This is a genomic window from Sphingobacterium sp. UBA7631, from assembly GCF_002483935.1.
GTDB lineage: Bacteria > Bacteroidota > Bacteroidia > Sphingobacteriales > Sphingobacteriaceae > Sphingobacterium > Sphingobacterium multivorum.
In genome coordinates, this window is record NZ_DLIX01000005.1 from 218,640 (window position 1) to 236,711 (window position 18,072).

General features: G+C 39.2%; 14 protein-coding genes. 11 read left to right on the top strand and 3 right to left on the bottom strand.

Annotated features, from left to right (window positions below; all coding sequences use genetic code 11):
* Positions 1-21: 21 nt before the first annotated feature.
* The 9 genes from B3P16_RS09375 (at position 22) to B3P16_RS09415 (ending at position 12,390) form a co-directional block, all read left to right on the top strand.
* Positions 22-1,449 carry an efflux transporter outer membrane subunit gene (locus B3P16_RS09375; protein WP_286842635.1) on the top strand — a complete coding sequence of 476 codons (1,428 nt, stop codon included), beginning with the start codon at positions 22-24 and terminating at the stop codon, positions 1,447-1,449.
* 290 nt (positions 1,450-1,739) lie between these two features.
* Complete coding sequence (locus B3P16_RS09380; RefSeq protein ID WP_201639077.1) at positions 1,740-2,222, top strand: DUF4822 domain-containing protein; 483 nt, start codon at positions 1,740-1,742, stop codon at positions 2,220-2,222.
* A 387-nt stretch (positions 2,223-2,609) separates the two neighbouring features.
* The gene (locus B3P16_RS09385) at positions 2,610-3,713 is read left to right on the top strand and encodes a sensor histidine kinase (RefSeq protein ID WP_070565481.1); all 1,104 of its coding nucleotides are present in this window, start codon (positions 2,610-2,612) and stop codon (positions 3,711-3,713) included.
* A complete protein-coding gene (locus B3P16_RS09390) occupies positions 3,713-4,474 on the top strand; it encodes a LytR/AlgR family response regulator transcription factor (RefSeq protein WP_115045752.1) in 762 nt (253 codons plus the stop codon). Before B3P16_RS09385 ends, B3P16_RS09390 begins: the two co-directional genes overlap by 1 nt.
* 240 nt (positions 4,475-4,714) lie before the next feature.
* A complete protein-coding gene (locus B3P16_RS09395) occupies positions 4,715-5,833 on the top strand; it encodes an efflux RND transporter periplasmic adaptor subunit (protein WP_286842638.1) in 1,119 nt (372 codons plus the stop codon).
* A 184-nt stretch (positions 5,834-6,017) separates the two neighbouring features.
* Positions 6,018-9,179: an efflux RND transporter permease subunit gene (locus B3P16_RS09400; protein ID WP_286842640.1), complete on the top strand. Its 3,162-nt coding sequence runs from the start codon at positions 6,018-6,020 to the stop codon at positions 9,177-9,179.
* A gap of 1 nt (position 9,180) precedes the next feature.
* Entirely contained in the window at positions 9,181-10,617 is a 1,437-nt protein-coding gene (locus B3P16_RS09405) for an efflux transporter outer membrane subunit (protein WP_286842641.1), read from the top strand.
* Between the two features lie 305 nt (positions 10,618-10,922).
* Positions 10,923-11,792 (top strand): DMT family transporter, encoded by an 870-nt coding sequence (locus tag B3P16_RS09410; protein ID WP_115045744.1) that lies wholly within the window; start codon positions 10,923-10,925, stop codon positions 11,790-11,792.
* A 232-nt stretch (positions 11,793-12,024) separates the two neighbouring features.
* Complete coding sequence (locus B3P16_RS09415) at positions 12,025-12,390, top strand: VOC family protein (RefSeq protein ID WP_046674543.1); 366 nt, start codon at positions 12,025-12,027, stop codon at positions 12,388-12,390.
* Between the two features lie 72 nt (positions 12,391-12,462).
* Here the strand turns inward: B3P16_RS09415 and B3P16_RS09420 are convergent, their stop codons facing one another.
* The 3 genes from B3P16_RS09420 to B3P16_RS09430 all read right to left on the bottom strand — a co-directional run bounded on the left by B3P16_RS09420 (position 12,463) and on the right by B3P16_RS09430 (position 16,497).
* On the bottom strand, positions 12,463-13,689 hold the full coding sequence (locus B3P16_RS09420) for a DEAD/DEAH box helicase (protein WP_046674542.1): 1,227 nt from the start codon (positions 13,687-13,689) through the stop codon (positions 12,463-12,465).
* Between the two features lie 143 nt (positions 13,690-13,832).
* A complete protein-coding gene (nhaA, locus tag B3P16_RS09425; RefSeq protein WP_115045740.1) occupies positions 13,833-15,020 on the bottom strand; it encodes a Na+/H+ antiporter NhaA in 1,188 nt (395 codons plus the stop codon).
* A gap of 496 nt (positions 15,021-15,516) precedes the next feature.
* Entirely contained in the window at positions 15,517-16,497 is a 981-nt protein-coding gene (locus tag B3P16_RS09430) for a hypothetical protein (protein WP_115045738.1), read from the bottom strand.
* Between the two features lie 569 nt (positions 16,498-17,066).
* On the opposite strand from B3P16_RS09430, the gene B3P16_RS09435 reads away from it, so the two are divergent.
* A complete protein-coding gene (locus B3P16_RS09435) occupies positions 17,067-17,363 on the top strand; it encodes a hypothetical protein (protein ID WP_286842644.1) in 297 nt (98 codons plus the stop codon).
* Between the two features lie 414 nt (positions 17,364-17,777).
* Positions 17,778-18,050, top strand: a complete 273-nt coding sequence (locus tag B3P16_RS09440) for a hypothetical protein (RefSeq protein WP_286842646.1) — start codon at positions 17,778-17,780, stop codon at positions 18,048-18,050.
* Positions 18,051-18,072: the final 22 nt, after the last annotated feature.

Sequence of the window (18,072 nt, forward strand, 5' to 3'; positions counted from 1 at the left end):
CTCATGACAAAATTTAAATATATGAATAGTAAAGCAAAGTTACTGACGGTTTTCATCTTATCTTTTGTCGCATGGTCCTGTAAAACAGATAAGTTGGTCAGCAATCAACACCTTGCCCCTAACTTACCCGAACAGTACCGCGACCAAGCTAAAGCTCCGCAGGAAACTAGCATTGGCTCTATTCCATGGCGTGATTTTTTTAAAGATCAAATCCTACAGACATTGATTGACAGTGCAATACAACATAACTTAGATATGAAGCTAGCACTGAAAAACATAGAAGCGTCTCAACTGAGCCTGAAACAAGCAAAAGCGAACTATCTTCCTTCAGCCCAGCTACAGATCAGGGGAAATAGCACCAATCCATCCAATAACAGTATGAATGGATTGAGCCTCGGACAGTTTTTAGGCCAACATCATGTGGAGGATTATACGGCATCCTTAGGTTTATCCTGGGAGGCCGATCTATGGGGTAAAATCAAAAATCAAAATATCGCTGCTTTAGCTTCCTATCTGCAGACAGAAGAAGCTAAAAAAGTAATTCAAACCCAATTAATTGCACAAGTTGCACAAGGTTACTATCAACTGCTGATGCTATATCAATTGCGTGATATTGCCAAACAAAACTTGCAATTAAGCGATACAACCTTACGCATCGTCCAACAGCAATATGAAGTTGGTGACATTACGCTGCTTGCGTTGGAACAGGTTGATGCGCAACGATTGTCCGCAGCGGCGTTAATCCCTGACTTTGAACGGCAGATCACTATTCAAGAAAATGCCATTCAGATTCTTAGCGGAAAACTCCCCCAAGAGATTAAGACAGCGGAGAAATTGACAGACATCCAGTTCCCCGAAGAGCTAGCAACTGGCATACCAGCTGATTTGTTGAGCCACCGTCCGGATGTAAAACAGGCCGAACTAGCTGTTACAGCTTCACAGGCCTATCAACAGTATGCAAAAGCGCGCATGTATCCTTCCTTGGTGATTAGTGCCGAAGCTGGCGTAAACGCATTCAAAGCAAGTAATTGGTTCAACTTGCCCGCGTCATTATTTGGTGCAATTACAGGGAGTATTACACAACCTATTTTCCAACGCAAGGAATTAAAAACGCAATATGAGCTGGCGCGTGTCGAACAAGAAAAGAATGTATTGATCTTCAAGCAAAAAGTAATTTCAGCCGCTGGGGAAGTATCCGATGCTTTAATTTCAATTCAAAAATTGAAAGAAAAACAAAAGATTACTTCGGATAGAACGACGCGTTTAAAGCAAGCGACAAAGCATGCCAATCTTTTGTTTGAAACAGGAATGGCCACCTACTTGGAAGTAATCACAGCGCAAAGCAATATCTTACAAAGTGAGCTCGAACTTGCTCAGGTAAAAAAAGCGGAGCTTTCTGCTGTTGTTGATCTATACCGTTCATTGGGAGGTGGATGGAGCAATAACTAATGCGGTATAAAAAGCAATTTTCTAATTTTATTATACATATCTGGTAGATGGGGGGCCCTTAGGGTCCCCTGTTTTATTTTTATCCGAAGTTCATTTTTACACCACCTTTAACATAACGCCCTGTAAAGCAAACTTCAAATTAGGCAATACATAAGCTTTTTCTATTTTTTAGAATTTCTTCAACAACCCGATCGCATTCAATTTATAAATCCTTCAAACCTTGGAATAAAAGAGACAAATGCAACTGAACCAATGCGATTACTTTTGTTTCATAATATAAATTTTATAAAATGAGAGATTTAAAAAAGATTGCACTAGCGGTATGTATCGCCTTATGCACATTAGCAGTCGTGAGCTGCAGTAAAGATGATGAAACTGTTGTTGAGCCCCAGCTTACCCCAAGCGAAATATTAGCCAGTACGCCATGGGAAACAACAAACGCAAAGAATAATAAAGGTGAAAGTGTAGTATTAACAGATGCTAACGTGGCAAATTTTGTAGGATTTGCTTATTTCAAATCTGATGGTACTTTTACAATGTTCAATCTTGACAATTCTCCAAAAATGCACGGCGACTGGACCGTATCTGCAGATGGTAAAACGAGAACAATTGTTGCTAAAAATGCTGCTGGAGAAACGTTGTTTACTCGTGTGGTTGATATTACGGTATTGACAAAGAAAGAATTCACTTATAGAGTTTATCCAAACGCTAATGACAAAACGATCTATTTCGATATCATCCATACACCAACAACTCATCAAGAGCCAAAATAATTTATTAGATAACACATCGAAAAAATAGTAACCACAATAAAACAGAAAGGCTTGACGAAATGATGTCAAGCCTTTCTGTCTATCGCTAAAAACGAATTCCATATTCAAAGTCACTCTTTGACACGATTAGATCAAATGATTATAAAACAAAAAAAATAACTAAAAGATTTACAATATATTAAAAAAAATAGCACAGGGATTTCATTATGAATTATACAATGATAGGCCAAGGTTAGATCATCTATCAGCCTTCGTCAATATACGCCTGAGTGCATCAAATTGATATTTCAGTCAGGGCTTTATACGCTTCAGCAGAAATTTGTCGTCCAATACTAAAAGGAATTACGAAATTTGCATAGATTTCACCGATACAGATAAGTTAAAAGAATGCAGGATATAGCGATCTATAAAAACGATAAGACTCTAATTAGTACAAATAAAAAAAGGCTGATATTTACCTTTCTGTCCTTTCTGCTTATTTATCTCGTTGCCTATATTATTGATCCATTCTCGAGTTGCTGGGATGGCTATTTTAAACGGAATATGTTTGAAATACTCGGTGAATGGACATTTACGATCATTTATAGCTTTATCATTTCCGAATTTAGTATCATTGTCCATGACAAGCTTAATAAGTTCTTAACCTGGAAAGATAGTCCGACAGAGCGACTTCTACTTGAAACCGTCATCAACCTTTTTGCAGTACTCTTTATCAATTTACTTCTGGAGTACCTGATTTCAAAATATTATTTTGGACCTCAAAATGTTACTATAGCCCCATCTTTGGAGGAAAAAAGGGGGATGATTCAAAACATTACAATCAGTGTATTGATTGCGTTGATGATCATGGGGATCAATATTGGTAGTCATTTGATCACCAACTGGAAGAATGAATCCATGCGCGCTGCAAAGCTTGATCAGGTCATTCTTGAAACAGAACTTCAATCGTTAAAATTACAGATCGACCCCCATTTTGTCTTTAATAACCTGAGCGTGCTCTCAGAAATCATCCTCGAAGACCAACAATTAGGCTATGAATATGCAGAAAACTTCTCCAAAATATATCGCTACCTTCTTGTCAATTCCAAAAAGGACATTATCTCACTCGAAGAAGAACTCAACTTTCTAAATTCATACATATTTCTCATCAAAAACCGATTTGGCGATGGGGTAAACTTCGAAATAAACGTCAATCCCGCCAAACGCAATTGCCAATTACCTCCTCTTACCTTACAGTTATTGGTAGAAAATGCATTAAAGCATAATCAGACAAATAAGAGAAAACCGCTGAAAATTAAAGTCTACACCAACGCCCAGAATCAACTTGTTGTTGAAAATATATTAATTCCTATTGAGAATGTATCCGAATCATCGGGAATCGGAATTTCAAACATCATTAAAAGATACGATTTGCTATCCAACTTAAAACTGCAAATAAAGAATGATGGCAAAACATTTAACGTTATCCTCCCACTTTTAGCGCAAGCATAATGAATATAACCAAAGTATTAATCATCGAGGACGAAAAACTCAATGCCGATCGTTTAAAGCGACTTTTGAAAGAAATAAAACCATCCATCGTTATTTTGGATGTACTTGATAATATTGCGGATAGCATCAATTGGTTCAATAGCAATGAACTTCCCCACCTGGTCATGATGGATATTCGTTTATCCGATGGTTTAAGCTTTGAAATATTAGAGACTATAAAAATAGACTGTCCAATCATATTTACAACAGCATTTGACGAATACGCTGTGAGGGCTTTTAAATTCAATAGCATAGATTATTTGCTCAAACCTGTAGAAAAAATAGAGCTGGGAAATGCCATCCAAAAACTTGACTATCAAAAAGATCTCCAGATCAACCAACAACCGCTTCAAGGTTTATTGGATTTTATCTATCCAAAAGATTTTCGCTCACGTTTTCTAATTCCATTCAAAGACGGTTATAAGACCATTCTCGTCGAAGAAATATTATACTTTTACTCCGAATTTAAACTTACCCATGCGCAACTCAAATGTGGTACTGTCGAAATTGTCCCTCAAACAATGGAAGAACTCGAACAGCAATTGAATCCAAAAGTATTTTTTCGCGCCAACAGGCAATTCATTGTACATATAGATGCGATCAAAAGATTACATAACCACTTCAACGGAAAACTAAAAATAGAAATTAAAAATAACGATCAAGTGGAAATCCTTGTGAGCAGAGAAAAGGCTCAACTGCTAAAAAATTGGTTAGACTATTAATGTTAAAACTGATCCGCTTGCTCCTTTTTTCGTCAGAAAGGCAAAGTAAGTTTTCGCGATGAAGAAGGGATGTTAATCTATAAGCCCAATATCTTCAACACAATTGGATCGTACCATTTAATATCGTAAAATTCAGCTCACCACTGTGACGTTTCAGTAAGCAATTGTAACGTCTCGGTAGATTTCTTTGCCTTATGGCTTAAAAGAATTCTTTTCTTTGTTTCATTATAAAATGATAAAATGGCACAAAGAACGATGACTTTAAAACCTTTCCTTACACTTATTACAGCAGCAGCATTATTATCGTCCTGTGGAGGCAACCAAGATCAACCGCAAGAGCAGGCAGTTACTGTTGACTTTATCGAATTATCTCCTACCCACGCGGAGACCGAAAAAAAATATCCTGGTACATTAGAGGGGACCGTCAACGTCGATGTCAAAGCGCAAGTAACGGGATATCTGGATCAGATTTATGTCAAAGAAGGAGACTATGTATCCCAGGGTCAACCCCTTTTCAAAATAAAAGCTGATGTCTACAACGAACAAGTAAACAACAGCAAGGCAGCTTACCAAGCTGCTTTATCGGCAGAACAAAACGCGAAATTGGAGATTGAAAAAATCAAACCACTTGTTGAAGGTAAAGTGTATACCGAATTACAGTTAAAAACTGCAGAGGCCAATTATGCCGCAGCTAAAGCACAGGTAGCGCAAGCACAAGCTGCACTCGGTTCATCTCAAATAAATGCCAAATTTACGTTGATCAATGCACCAGTGAGTGGTTATATCGGCCGTATTCCTAATCGGATCGGAAATTTAATTACCGCAGCAGATGCGACACCGTTAACAACGCTATCTGAAATCAATACCGTAAATGTGTATTTTTCATTGAGTGAGGCCGATTTTATAACCTTTATCAAAGATCAGAATAACAAATCATCCAATCAACAAGCAACGCTATTACTAGCTGATGGAACGGCATACAACCATTCGGGGAAAGTAGAATTAGCCAGTGGTAACATCGACAGAACAACCGGAAGCATGGCACTTAAAGCAAGTTTCACCAACCCTGATAAAATTCTCCGTTCGGGTGGTTCAGCCAAAGTAATCTTGAAAAAAGCGCACGAAAACGTATTGTTGGTACCTATGGCGGCTGTCAAGGATATTCAAGATCGCTACTTCGTTTATGTTATTGGCGAAAAGAACAAAATTTCCATGAAACAGATTGAAATTGCGGGAAATACCGCCAACGCCTATTTACTTAAATCAGGACTTACAGCTGGTGAAAAAATCGTTATGAATAGAATTGACATGCTTAACGATGGAATGCAAGTTCAACCGACTAAAAAATCCACCATGTAACCAGATGGAGCGTAGAAAGCAACGACAGAGCTGCTGAAAAAGTTCCTTTTTAAATATTTGGGAGAAATCTAGGCAATAGCGATCATGGCAAAAGCTGCAACGTCCAAAGAGCGGTAACACGCCTTTACGTTCCGTATGCGTTTTTAAAAAATGGTACTAAAAGCTTTATAAAAATTATACTAAAATGTTAAAGAAATTTATTGACAGGCCAGTTTTGGCAACTGTTATATCGATCATATTTGTCATACTGGGGGTCATCGGTCTTTTTAGGCTGCCCCAAACGCGATTCCCGGATATCGCCCCGCCCACGGTCCAAGTTACCGGAAGCTATCCCGGAGGAAATAGCGAAACAGTATTGAGATCAGTTGTTACACCCCTTGAGGAACAAATCAATGGTGTGGAGGACATGGAATACATTACATCGACTGCAAGTAACGATGGTACATTCTCTGTGCGCATTGTCTTTAAAGCAGGTGTAAACCCAGATCAAGCAGCCGTCAACGTGCAAAACAGAGTACAACAGGCTACTCCGATCTTGCCACAGGAAGTTGTCCGGATGGGATTAACGACCTCCAAGCAACAAAATAGTATGATCATGATATTTAATATCTATACAGAAGATAATAAAAAATATGATGAACTATTTTTACAGAATTATGTGAACATCAACTTGATCCCACAGATCAAGCGTGTTCCCGGGGTCGGTCAGGCGATGGTATTTGGTTCCAAAGACTATTCGATGCGTGTATGGTTGAATCCGCAAAAAATGGCAAGTTATGGACTTGTGCCGCAAGAAGTCATCGCTGCAATTTCCAAACAAAGTCTGGAATCTGCACCTGGAAAATTAGGTGAAGAATCAAAAGCACCTCTTGAATATGTTATACGCTATAAGGGGAAAAAGAATCTTCCAGAGCAGTATGAAAACATTATCGTTAAAAACAATAATGTCCAGATCGTACGTTTAAAGGATGTGGCACGTATTGAGTTTGGCTCGATCAGCTATAGCGGTAATTCCCAAAATAACGGTCTCAATACCGTCACCATCGGTATATTCCAGACATCAGGCTCCAACGCCAATGAAATTGAAATTGGAATCGACAAACAGATTGAAATAGCGCAACGCTCATTCCCTCCTGGAATCAAGATTTTTAAATTGATCAGTACCAAGGAGCGCTTGGATGAAAGTACAGCCCAAGTACGCTCGACATTAATTGAAGCCTTCATTTTGGTTTTCCTCGTTGTATTCTTATTCTTACAAGACATACGATCGACTATTATTCCAGCAATTGCAGTCCCTGTAGCTATCGTAGGTACCTTCTTCTTCTTGCTCGTATTTGGCTTTACCATCAATATATTGACGTTATTTGCCCTCGTACTCGCCATTGGTATTGTTGTCGATGATGCAATTGTCGTTGTCGAAGCAGTACATGGAAAGATGGAGACTTCCAATTTAACAGGTAAACAGGCTACCCATAGTGCCATGAGTGAAATCACGGGAGCTGTAATCTCCATTACCTTGGTGATGTGTGCAGTTTTTATTCCCATTGGATTTATGACAGGTTCATCGGGCATGTTTTATAAACAGTTTGCCTATACTCTTGTGATCGCCATTGTGATCTCTGCGATCAATGCCTTGACGCTGACACCTGCACTATGTGCATTATTACTTAAAAATACACACGCCGAAAATCAAGATGGACAGACCTCAAAAACTGGGTTTTCTCAGCGTTTTTTCAAAGCGTTTAACGCAGGCTTCGAAAACATGACCAATCGATACGTTGGTTCATTAAAATTCCTTGCAAAGAAAAAATGGATTTCGTCACTTTTGATCCTGGCTACAATTGGCGTTGCGGGGTACCTCATGACAAGCACTTCCAAAAGTTTCGTACCAATGGAAGATGATAACTTTGTCGTATACAGTTTGGAAATGCCCCCAGGAACGGGACTGGACCGAACAACAAAAGCAGTAGAAAAAATCGAAAAACTACTGGCCGATATCCCTTCGATTGAAAGCCATACAAGTATTACTGGATTCAATATGATCGGTAACAACTCCAGCGCAGCCTATGCGACAGGATTTATACGCTTGAAAGATAAAAAGAAACGTGGTGAGATGAACGATATTGATCAGATTCACCAAGTTATCTCACAAAAATTATCCAGTGTCAAAGAAGGTAACGCAATGGCATTTCGCTCCCCTCCTGTTGATGGTTATGGTATGATGAATGGCGCGGAACTCGTTTTGCAGGACAGAGCTGGTAAATCGCCGGTAGAGCTCAAAGCAATGTCCGACTCCGTTATTGCGCAGATTATGAAACAACCGGGAGTGCAATTTGCCTATACCATGTTCAGAGCAGATTATCCACAGATGGAGTTAGAAGTAGATGAAGACAAAGCGGCCCAACTTGGCGTAGATGTCAGTGAAATGCTTTCGTCCGTTCAAACTTACTTTGCGGGTGACCAATCATTGAATTTCAATCGTTTCGGTAAATTCTATCGGATAGCAGTTAAAGCTGATGGCATTTATAGAACCGATAAAGAAGCATTCAACGAAATATTTGTCAAGAATAATCTTGGCCAAATGGTCCCTGTAAATACCTTGGTCACACTTCGTAAAGTGTATGGTCCTGAGTCGGTAACCCGTTATAATTTATACAATTCGCTCACGATAAACGTTGTTAGTACGCCTGATATCAGTAATGGTGCGATCATGGAAACATTGGAGAAAAATGTATTGACCAAGTTACCGGGAGACTACAGCTACGAATGGACGGGACTTAGCTTGGAAGAGAAGTCATCAGGCAATCAAACCGTACTTATCTTAGCATTAAGCTTGCTATTTGTCTATTTCTTACTATCAGCACAGTACGAAAGTTATTTATTGCCTCTTGCCGTCCTGTTATCAATCCCAACAGGTATGATCGGCTCTTTCCTAGGAACACGTGCTATTGGATTGGACAACAATATCTACGTCCAGGTCGGCTTGATCATGCTCATCGGTCTTTTGGCAAAAAATGCCATTTTGATTGTTGAATTTGCTTTACAGCGGAGAAGAGCAGGCTCCTCACTCATTGATTCGGCTTTAGAAGGCGCAAGAGCTCGTCTACGCCCAATCTTGATGACTTCATTGGCTTTCATTGCGGGTATGGTCCCCTTGATGTTTGCGACCGGCGGAACGGCTACAGGTAACCATTCCATCAGTACAGGAGCAGCAATGGGTATGTTAAGCGGTGTTATCCTTGGGGTAATTATTATACCATTACTGTACCTGGTGTTCCAATATTTGCAAGAAAAAGTTTCGGGTAAAAAACTTACGGACAATACAGTACACAATACAAACGATTAAAATGAAAAAATTTCATCACTATATAACAATTTTCGCAAGCACTACCCTGTTGTTGTCCGCATGCAGCGTGGGCAAAAAATACACCCGTCAGGAGATAGCAATGCCCGAAAATTTCAAAAACAGCGAGGTTGTCGTGACGTCTGATACGCTACAGCTATCCTGGCGTAACTTTGTACAGGATCCCCTGTTGACATCACTCATTGAAAAGGCTTTGTCCAATAATACGAACGTCAATGTAGCACTCCTGAACATGCAACAATTGGAACTCGCGTACAAGCAGTCTAAGAAAGGATTACTACCAACAGCTGATTTAAGTATTGGAGCGAATAGAACCTGGTTATCGAGCAACTCTTTAAATGGCTCACTAAGTGACCAATTTATCGGGACGCCTCATATGGACGATTATAGTGCTACGCTCAGATTGTCTTGGGAAGCCGATATATGGGGAAAGGTAAAAATGCAAAAAGAAGAATCCTTGGCCAATTTTTTTGGCCAAAAGGAAAATTTATCGGCTTTGAAAACCCGGGTTATTGTACAGGTCATCCAGTCATATTACAATCTGATTGCTTTGGATGAACAGCTTAAGATTGCACAAAGAAATGTTCAATTGAGCGATAGCACACTGAATATGATACGTTTGCAATACAACTCATCACTGGTCAGTTCGCTTGCTGTGGAGCAAGCCGAAGCTCAGAAGAAAACTGCTGAATTATTAATTCCCCTAGCCCATCAAAATATGGCGGTCGAAGAAAATGCACTGAGCATTCTTTGCGGAGGTTTCCCCGAGGGCATTCAACGTACAGCAAGTTTAGATGATACGATTGTTGGAGACGGACTTGCCGCAGGGGTACCGGCCGAACTATTAAGCCGCAGACCAGATGTCAGAGCAGCTGAATACGCTGTTGTGGCTGCGACAAGCAGAATGGGACTCGCTAAAGCAGCAATGTACCCCTCCATAAGCTTGACTCCATCCATTGGTACAAACTCCATTCAATTTAGCAAATGGTTTGATCTACCGGGTTCTATTGTGAAAACAATAGCAGGGAATATTGCTCAACCGATTTTTCAGAAAGGGGCCTTGAAAACAAACTATGAGATATCGGTCATCGAACGCGAAAAGATAGCTTTGCAGTTTAAACAGTCGGTTATGGTCGCAGTTTCGGAAGTTTCTGATGCCTTGGCAAAAATCAAACATACAGAACAGCGCCTGCGACTTATCCACGCCAAATCAAATGCCCTCGCCAAAGCCACCGCTGATGCGGCCTTACTTTACAAAAGTGGGATGGCAAACTATTTGGAAGTGATAACTGCCCAAAACAATGCACTTCAAAATGATTTGGAACGTATTACAGTAAAACGGGAAAAGCTCAATGCGGCCATAGATCTTTACCGTGCACTGGGGGGCGGAACGGATACTTTACCGCCAAATACGCCATAAAAGCAGAAAATAAAAAGCACAAAATAAAGGCAACTGAATAAATATACGCCCCTAGAAGCAAAAACTTCCTAGGGGCTTTTTCATTACTTTTTTGCAGCTGCGCCCAAAATTCCCTATCTTCGGGTAAATACAAATATGATGAATAGAACGAGTTGTCTTCCTCCTCCAGTAGCGTAATATTTTTTCCCGATATTACTGAAGCCCAATACCAGAAATGGACCGATTTGCTGTGCTTCTTATTTTCTATCAATTTTATTATTTAACATCTTTCGTCCTTATTGGGCGGAACTGGAAGACAATTTCTTATGAAACATTCATATTTCATGCTGCACCTTGCTGTGCTGTGCCTGGGACTATCTGGCGTATTTGGAAAAGTGATTTCACTCAACGAGGGGATACTCACATGGTACCGTGTATTTTTAGCTGCCGTTATCCTATTTTTTATTCTAAAATGGTATAAAATACCTACAGATTTTACTTTCAAAGAGAAACTGCATATTGCAAAAAATGGGCTACTATTGACAGCATCCTGGCTATTATTCTATGCTAGCATCAAATATTCAAACATTTCCATCGGCGTGATCTGCTACTGTATGGCAAGTTTTTTTACCGCTATTTTTGCACCGATGATCAATAAAACGAAATTTAGATTGTCTGAACTTCTGTTGAGTGGACTTACGTTGTGTGGGATAGCACTGATATTTCACTTCGATACCTCACACCAGCTTGGCATAGTCTTAGGGATAATTTCTCCGGCTTTTGCCTCACTCTATGCGGTTCACAATGAAAAATTGACCAAAAAGTACAATGCAATATGCATTAATTATTATCAAATGATCGGTGGAACAATAGGGCTGGCATGTCTACTTCCTTTTTACATTCAGCACTATCCAATCAGCACTTTCATTCCCAATGCCCTGGATATTTTCTATCTGATCATCCTATCTTTATGTTGCACTGTGGGAGTCTATCTCGCATTTACAGAAATCTTAAAGAAGATATCAGCATTTACATTGAACTTAAGCTTAAATCTTGAGCCAGTATATGCTATTTTGATTGCATTTTTACTTCTTAATGAAGCAAGAGAATTAAACCTATCCTTCTATGTTGGACTGTTTTTGGTAGTTTCATCTGTGTTATTGCAGTATTGGATCAGCAGTAAAAAGAGCGCTTAACAACCTCCATTCATTTCCCAGTCCAACGAAGATTGGGAAATGAATATTGTTTCCTCCTTGTGCCAAGCAGGTAGCCCCGATAAACAGGTAGCCCCGAAAAAACATGTTGAAAAGAAAAATGTGTGTCATTTTCAACAAAGCCTTATATTTATGAAACGATTCGGGTTAATTCCAAAACCGGCACAACCGGTCAAGCAATTTATTATATATACATTAAATAGATAGTTCCGTTATGAGCAATAGCAGTACAGAAAACAAATTTGTCAACCAGCAGATCCAATACCTTGAGTTTGTATCAAGCGACCTTGAACGTGCCAAAGCATTCTACTCAACGAGTTTCGGTTGGGAGTTTACGGATTACGGACCAGCATATACGGCTTTTGGCGGAAAATATGTTGATGGTGGTTTTACACTTGGTGACCCCAGAAATGGCAGTATTCTCGTCGTTATCTATGCCGACGATCTACAGGCTACGCGTGATCAGGTTATCCGTGCTGGCGGGACCATATTAAAAGATATTTTTAGCTTTCCCGGAGGAAAAAGATTTCAGTTCCAGGATCCTGATGGATATGAATTGGCCGTATGGACTGTTGAATAAAAGTTAAATACAATATATACTCAAATACAAAGCCCCCATATTTTTCTCATATGGGGGCTTTGTATTTTAAAATCAGGCTCTTTTAGCTTTCTGATAGTTTTTATTTTTATTCCTATTGAAACGCTTCTTCTTATGCTGTGGATTCTTTTTGGCAGGATTGTAAGTAGGTCCCGCTTCAAACCCCTCTGGCAATGGAAGTTGTTCAATCGGATAACCTATTAAATTCTCGATCTGAGCGAAACGGTTTTGGTCTTTCTCATTGACAAAGGTAATGGCTGTTCCTGTAGTTGCTGCCCGTGCCGTACGTCCAATACGGTGTACGTAGTCTTCCGGATCCGGTGGAACATCGTAATTAACGACCAAACTGATCCCCACCACATCGATACCGCGAGATATCACATCTGTCCCTACCAGTACCCGTACCTGACGAGACCGGAATCTAGCCATGATATCTTCCCGTTTCGACTGCTCGAGATCCGAATGGAAACCCTCCGCATCAATCCCCTGCTTCTGTAATTCCTGAGCGAGAAGTTTGACCGTAGTTTTTTGGGACGCAAAAATAATAACAGATACATAGTTCGGATCCTTCAGTATATTCTTCAGAAGCTCCATTTTCTGTTGATCATACGCAAGATATACACGTTGATCTATCCCTTCCGAAGGTTTAGAAATGGCAATATTAACTTCCACAGGCTCTTGCAGAATTTTTCGGGCAAAAGATCTGATCTTCATCGGCATCGTCGCCGAAAACAAAAGCATCTGCTTTTTCTTCGGTAGATAACTTACAATACGTAAAATATCGTCTTGAAATCCCATATCCAGCATACTATCGGCTTCATCCAAAACAAAGTGCTTTAAATGAGAGAGATCAATCTTCATGGAGGTAAGATGGCTTATCAACCTTCCCGGCGTAGCAACAATAATATTTACCCCCTCTCGTATGGCCCGTTTTTGCTGTTCATACCCCATACCATCACCACCACCATAAATGGCTATGGATGTTGCACCCGTATAATAAGACATGCCCATAATCTGCTGGTCAATTTGCATAGCAAGTTCCCGGGTCGGAACAAGGATAATAGCGAGGATAGATTCCCTTGAATTCCGTGCTATTGCATCGAGGATCGGCAACATATAAGCTGCTGTTTTACCTGTACCTGTCTGTGCACAGGCAATCATATCTTTTCCCTCTTTAATAATCGGGATGGTCTGTTCTTGGATCGGCGTAGCCTCCTCAAACATCATACTTTCTAAACCTTCTTCCAAAGCCGGAACAAAGCCAAATTCATCAAATCTCAACGTATTGTTTTTATTGTTGTGCCCTAAATTACTAAATCTAATTCATAAAAGTCTAAAATTAATACCTATAGCTCGTTATCCGCTTTCAAATAGATGCCCAAATAGGATTAATCTTTAACCTTCGACTGCTATCTATTCAAAATCTAATCAATAACCCCTGTTTTCTTTGTAGCTGACACAGCGCTCAAAACGACGTAGCCTAGCAGGCCGGCGCATAAAGAAGCGATCAGAACCGCGAACTTGGCCTCTTCAATCAGCATGCTATCATCAAAAGACAGTATCGAGATGAAGATCGACATCGTGAAACCGATTCCCCCCAATAAGCCTACTCCAAAAATCTGTTTCCAGCCAGCCCCTTCCGGTAATTGCGCAATCTTCAACTTCTTCGCAATATAACAGATCAAAAATATACCAATTGATTTACCAGCGATAAGACCAAGGATAATACCAATCCCCAATTTTGAAGTCAAACCACCAATCATTTCCCCATGGATTGGAATAAGCGTATTCGCAAATGCAAACAGCGGAATGATAATAAAATTGACGGGTTTGGTCAATAGATGCTCCAATTTTTCCAGGGGAGATTCTTCCGCATCCGGTGTTGTTGGTAACGTCATAGCCACCAACACGCCAGCTATTGTTGCATGAATTCCCGAGTGGTGAACAAAGTACCAAATAAATAGACCCGGAATAAGGTAAGCCCATATCGCTTTAACGCCCAGTTTATTCAACACGATCAAAAACAGAAAGATGCCTAAAGCAATAAATAAATAGGTCGCATGAATACCATTGCTATAAAAGATCGCAATGACCAAAATGGCAAGTAAGTCATCAACAATGGCCAGAGCAGCCAAAAAGATTTTAAGACTGGCAGGAACCTTATTTCCCAGAAGCGTGATAACAGCTAAAGCAAATGCAATATCCGTCGCCATAGGGATACCCCAGCCGTTTGCCGTATTGGTTCCCTGATTTAATACAAAATAAATGATGGCTGGCAAAAGTGCCCCACCAACCGCAGCCAAAATGGGCAGGATTGCTTTACTTGGCGATGAGAGTTCACCCTCTACAATTTCACGTTTTATCTCGAGCCCCACCAGTAAAAAGAAAATAGCCATCAAACCATCGTTGAGCCACAATAACCACGAATATTTTAAATGAACATAATCGCTCTCAAAGCCTACTTCCTTGTTCAGGAATTCCATTACACTGGCATACAAAGGTGTATTTGCAACGATCAATGCTAGAATAACACAGGAAAAAAGTATAATTCCACCTGCAAAGCTGGATTTTAAGAATTCTCTAAAGACAGTTAAATTGATAAGTTTTGACATGATTTGAATATCTAAAAACGCTTACAAAGGTTCACAAGATACGATTTTTAGGACCATTTACCGAATTCGAGCGACGATATCCCGGGCTATATCCAATGTAGCTACCCTTTTATTTTTCGAACCTAACAAATCAAATGGGAGAAACAGACATTATACATTAAATTTTTATAAAAAGCTTTGTCATTTTTTAATGAAATAATTTGGCTTTGTTGCAAAAAATACTTAGCTTGCTACTATAGTTAATAAACCGTTTATTATGTGCAAGAAGTGGATTTTCATGGTACTTCTTTTCGTGGCAAATTTTACATATGCGCAGACGACAGAGGATAAAACCCAACATTCAGGTTCCCATTACATTATTTTAGCAATCATCGCTATTATTGTCATTGTTTATATATTATACAGGAGGCAAAAGAGGAAATTTAATGAATANNTATTCATTAAATTTCCTCTTTATACCCTTCTCTTTCCTATCGACCTTTCAATGCCTCACATCTTAATCACGAATCGGTTCATTCGTTTGTGCTAATCGTTGCGATCCCGTATTTGCCGGACATGCAATATCGTCTGTTGCATCGTATACAAGCTTCTTGCCATTCAATTTTGTAATCAACTCTTGAGGGACATACACCTGAACTTTGGTAATCGCATAACCACTTGGAAAATAGCGAACATAATAACCATCGGGGTGAAGCGTCCAAATACCACTTGGCACGTCCGTACGAGGTTCAGCCATACCAGCTAAGATTGCATATTGTTCAAAATCAGCGTACGAATAGTTTCCTGAGGAAACGAGCTGCCGAATATTATTTTCCGCTTCAAAGATTGTCTGTACTGCAGGAGGCATTTGGTCTTTTGCCTTTTGGACAACATCGAATGGCAAAACGCCGAGCGCACCACCTTCCAAATGCAAAATTTGTTCAGCTGTAAGCAATTTTAAGGCTGTCTCTTTCACCGGACCCGAATAATCAATAAATTTTGTCTTCGCTATGATCGTCCACAATAGCATCTGTATGTCAGATTGTGCAACTTCCGGGTGCTTTTCAGCACTTTTCAAAATTGCAATGACCACTTCTCTCTTCTTGCCCAATGTAGGTGCATACATATATCCATCACCTTTTGAAGGCGCATAAGTACCTGCTTTCAAGCAATAGCTCTTATTGGTCATTTCAAAATGTCCAGCCTCCAATAAGTAACCATCATTGCCATTCTTTTGCAAATTTTCTAAAGGTTTATAAACAGCCGTATTTTGAAAATCGGGCATTTGCTCCCCCTTCCTATTTACATCTTCAAAACTTGTACTAATCGCTTCTGGTTCCTTTAGTAGTTTATCCAAACCCAACATTTTGCTTCCCTTGGAAGCAACGGCTTTGCTTGCCTTATCCAATAGCCCTCCAAATTGAGCCGAGGCTCCTTGGATATTAAATAAAAAAGCAACTGTAAGTATAACGACACCGGTTATTCTATTTCTTTTCATAATTGATTTCATTTCAGCTCTTGTCCACAAAAAAGAAGCCAATTTAAATCACCAACACAATATTTATAATTTATTAATTCATTGTTTGCACACATTGCCGGATTTCACACGTCATTTCAAGATCCTCTTCATCCTTTGAAATTTCAGACCATACAGGTTTTCAAAAGAAGCTAAAAACAGTTGATTTCCCCAACATTACTCTCCGCAATTTCTCCTGAAACTGATCACCGTAAATAGTTAAAAATACAATATTAAAACGTATCTTTGCAGCATGATTAATGTGTCAAATCTCTCCTTTTAAATCATATATAACTAAAAATCAAACATATAATTTCAATAAAATTTACAGTTATAAATTATTTGTAAATTTTTCAATTGTATATCAATTACTTACAAAACAATACACATTATCCATTTGGATAATGTGATATAAGTTTCAATATTTGCATCATCATCATTCAAGAGTGCAGAAATTGAAATGATAACAGAAAGAAATTTAATAGCCTGATTGGGGGCGGAGGCTGCACTCCTCTAAACCCGATCAGGCTTTCATTTTTTAAACTTTAATTATGGGAACAACTAACCACAAAGGCATCCCAGTTACAAGTTCTGTTTATCCGGAAAACTGGAATCCAAATTCAGTAGACAGCTACAATGATTTCATCTCAAATGTGATCAAGCAAAACATGGCCAATGAGGGATTGATTGAGGATCCAAGCATAGTATTCTTTAAAATAAGAACTAGCCAGCCCCTACTTATCAAAGAACTCATAAGATTTACTTTATGTGACCAGGAATTGCAAATGAGTCAGTTGCTTTACTCAGCAAAATTATTATTGAAAGGAGGTTCTAATGGCCCTGTTTAATACTCTAAGAAAACCATTGCTAAAATTATCGGAGAAACGTGAAGCAAAACAACAAAGGATAAATGAATACAAATCACTCCTCTCTTTAATGTCTTCAGTTGGTATAGTAGTTTATGAAGGTGTCCCCTATCGATCAATAGCCGACTTTACTATAGATTTTTTCAAAAACTGAGTTGAAATGGAAGAGCAAAAAAAAGAAAGAGAAGTAGTGCTAACTACTCTTAGTGTCGAACCAATTGAAGTTAAACCAGGAGTATATGATATTGCTCCAGAACGAGAGGAGGTTATAAATGAATAATCTTCTGAAAATTTATAATATGGCCTACCTGATATCAGTAATTGGATCTTTTGTATATGGAATTACTGTATTGGTCGTGAAAACATTTATGTCATCGAGAAAGGAGACCAAAGGAAATGGATAGATCACAACAATTATCAAACTGGCTTACATCAAAAAAAGAATTAGCCAAAAATAATGGCGAGACAATGTTTCAAGGCATTCCAGATTCTTGGTTTGAATCTGCGAACTGGTGCTGTGAAAATGGGCATGTTTATTCAATGTACTTGAAATCAGAAAAATATGGATCTGTCTGTTTAGGATGTGGTAAACCAGTCTTTTTATTCCCAAAAAATGCAACAATTGAGGAATATAGTGAAGTTATTGAAAGTGAGGCAGGAAATGGCTAATCTATTTACCAATAGACTTTCC

Bases quoted from the DNA above. Each gene is read 5' to 3' on its own strand.
- B3P16_RS09375 (WP_286842635.1), top strand. From the start codon at position 22: ATGAATAGTAAAGCAAAGTTACTGACGGTTTTCATCTTATCTTTTGTC.
- B3P16_RS09380 (WP_201639077.1), top strand. From the start codon at position 1,740: ATGAGAGATTTAAAAAAGATTGCACTAGCGGTATGTATCGCCTTATGC.
- B3P16_RS09385 (WP_070565481.1), top strand. From the start codon at position 2,610: ATGCAGGATATAGCGATCTATAAAAACGATAAGACTCTAATTAGTACA.
- B3P16_RS09390 (WP_115045752.1), top strand. From the start codon at position 3,713: ATGAATATAACCAAAGTATTAATCATCGAGGACGAAAAACTCAATGCC.
- B3P16_RS09395 (WP_286842638.1), top strand. From the start codon at position 4,715: ATGGCACAAAGAACGATGACTTTAAAACCTTTCCTTACACTTATTACA.
- B3P16_RS09400 (WP_286842640.1), top strand. From the start codon at position 6,018: ATGTTAAAGAAATTTATTGACAGGCCAGTTTTGGCAACTGTTATATCG.
- B3P16_RS09405 (WP_286842641.1), top strand. From the start codon at position 9,181: ATGAAAAAATTTCATCACTATATAACAATTTTCGCAAGCACTACCCTG.
- B3P16_RS09410 (WP_115045744.1), top strand. From the start codon at position 10,923: ATGAAACATTCATATTTCATGCTGCACCTTGCTGTGCTGTGCCTGGGA.
- B3P16_RS09415 (WP_046674543.1), top strand. From the start codon at position 12,025: ATGAGCAATAGCAGTACAGAAAACAAATTTGTCAACCAGCAGATCCAA.
- nhaA (WP_115045740.1), bottom strand. From the start codon at position 15,020: ATGTCAAAACTTATCAATTTAACTGTCTTTAGAGAATTCTTAAAATCC.
- B3P16_RS09430 (WP_115045738.1), bottom strand. From the start codon at position 16,497: ATGAAAAGAAATAGAATAACCGGTGTCGTTATACTTACAGTTGCTTTT.
- B3P16_RS09435 (WP_286842644.1), top strand. From the start codon at position 17,067: ATGGGAACAACTAACCACAAAGGCATCCCAGTTACAAGTTCTGTTTAT.
- B3P16_RS09440 (WP_286842646.1), top strand. From the start codon at position 17,778: ATGGATAGATCACAACAATTATCAAACTGGCTTACATCAAAAAAAGAA.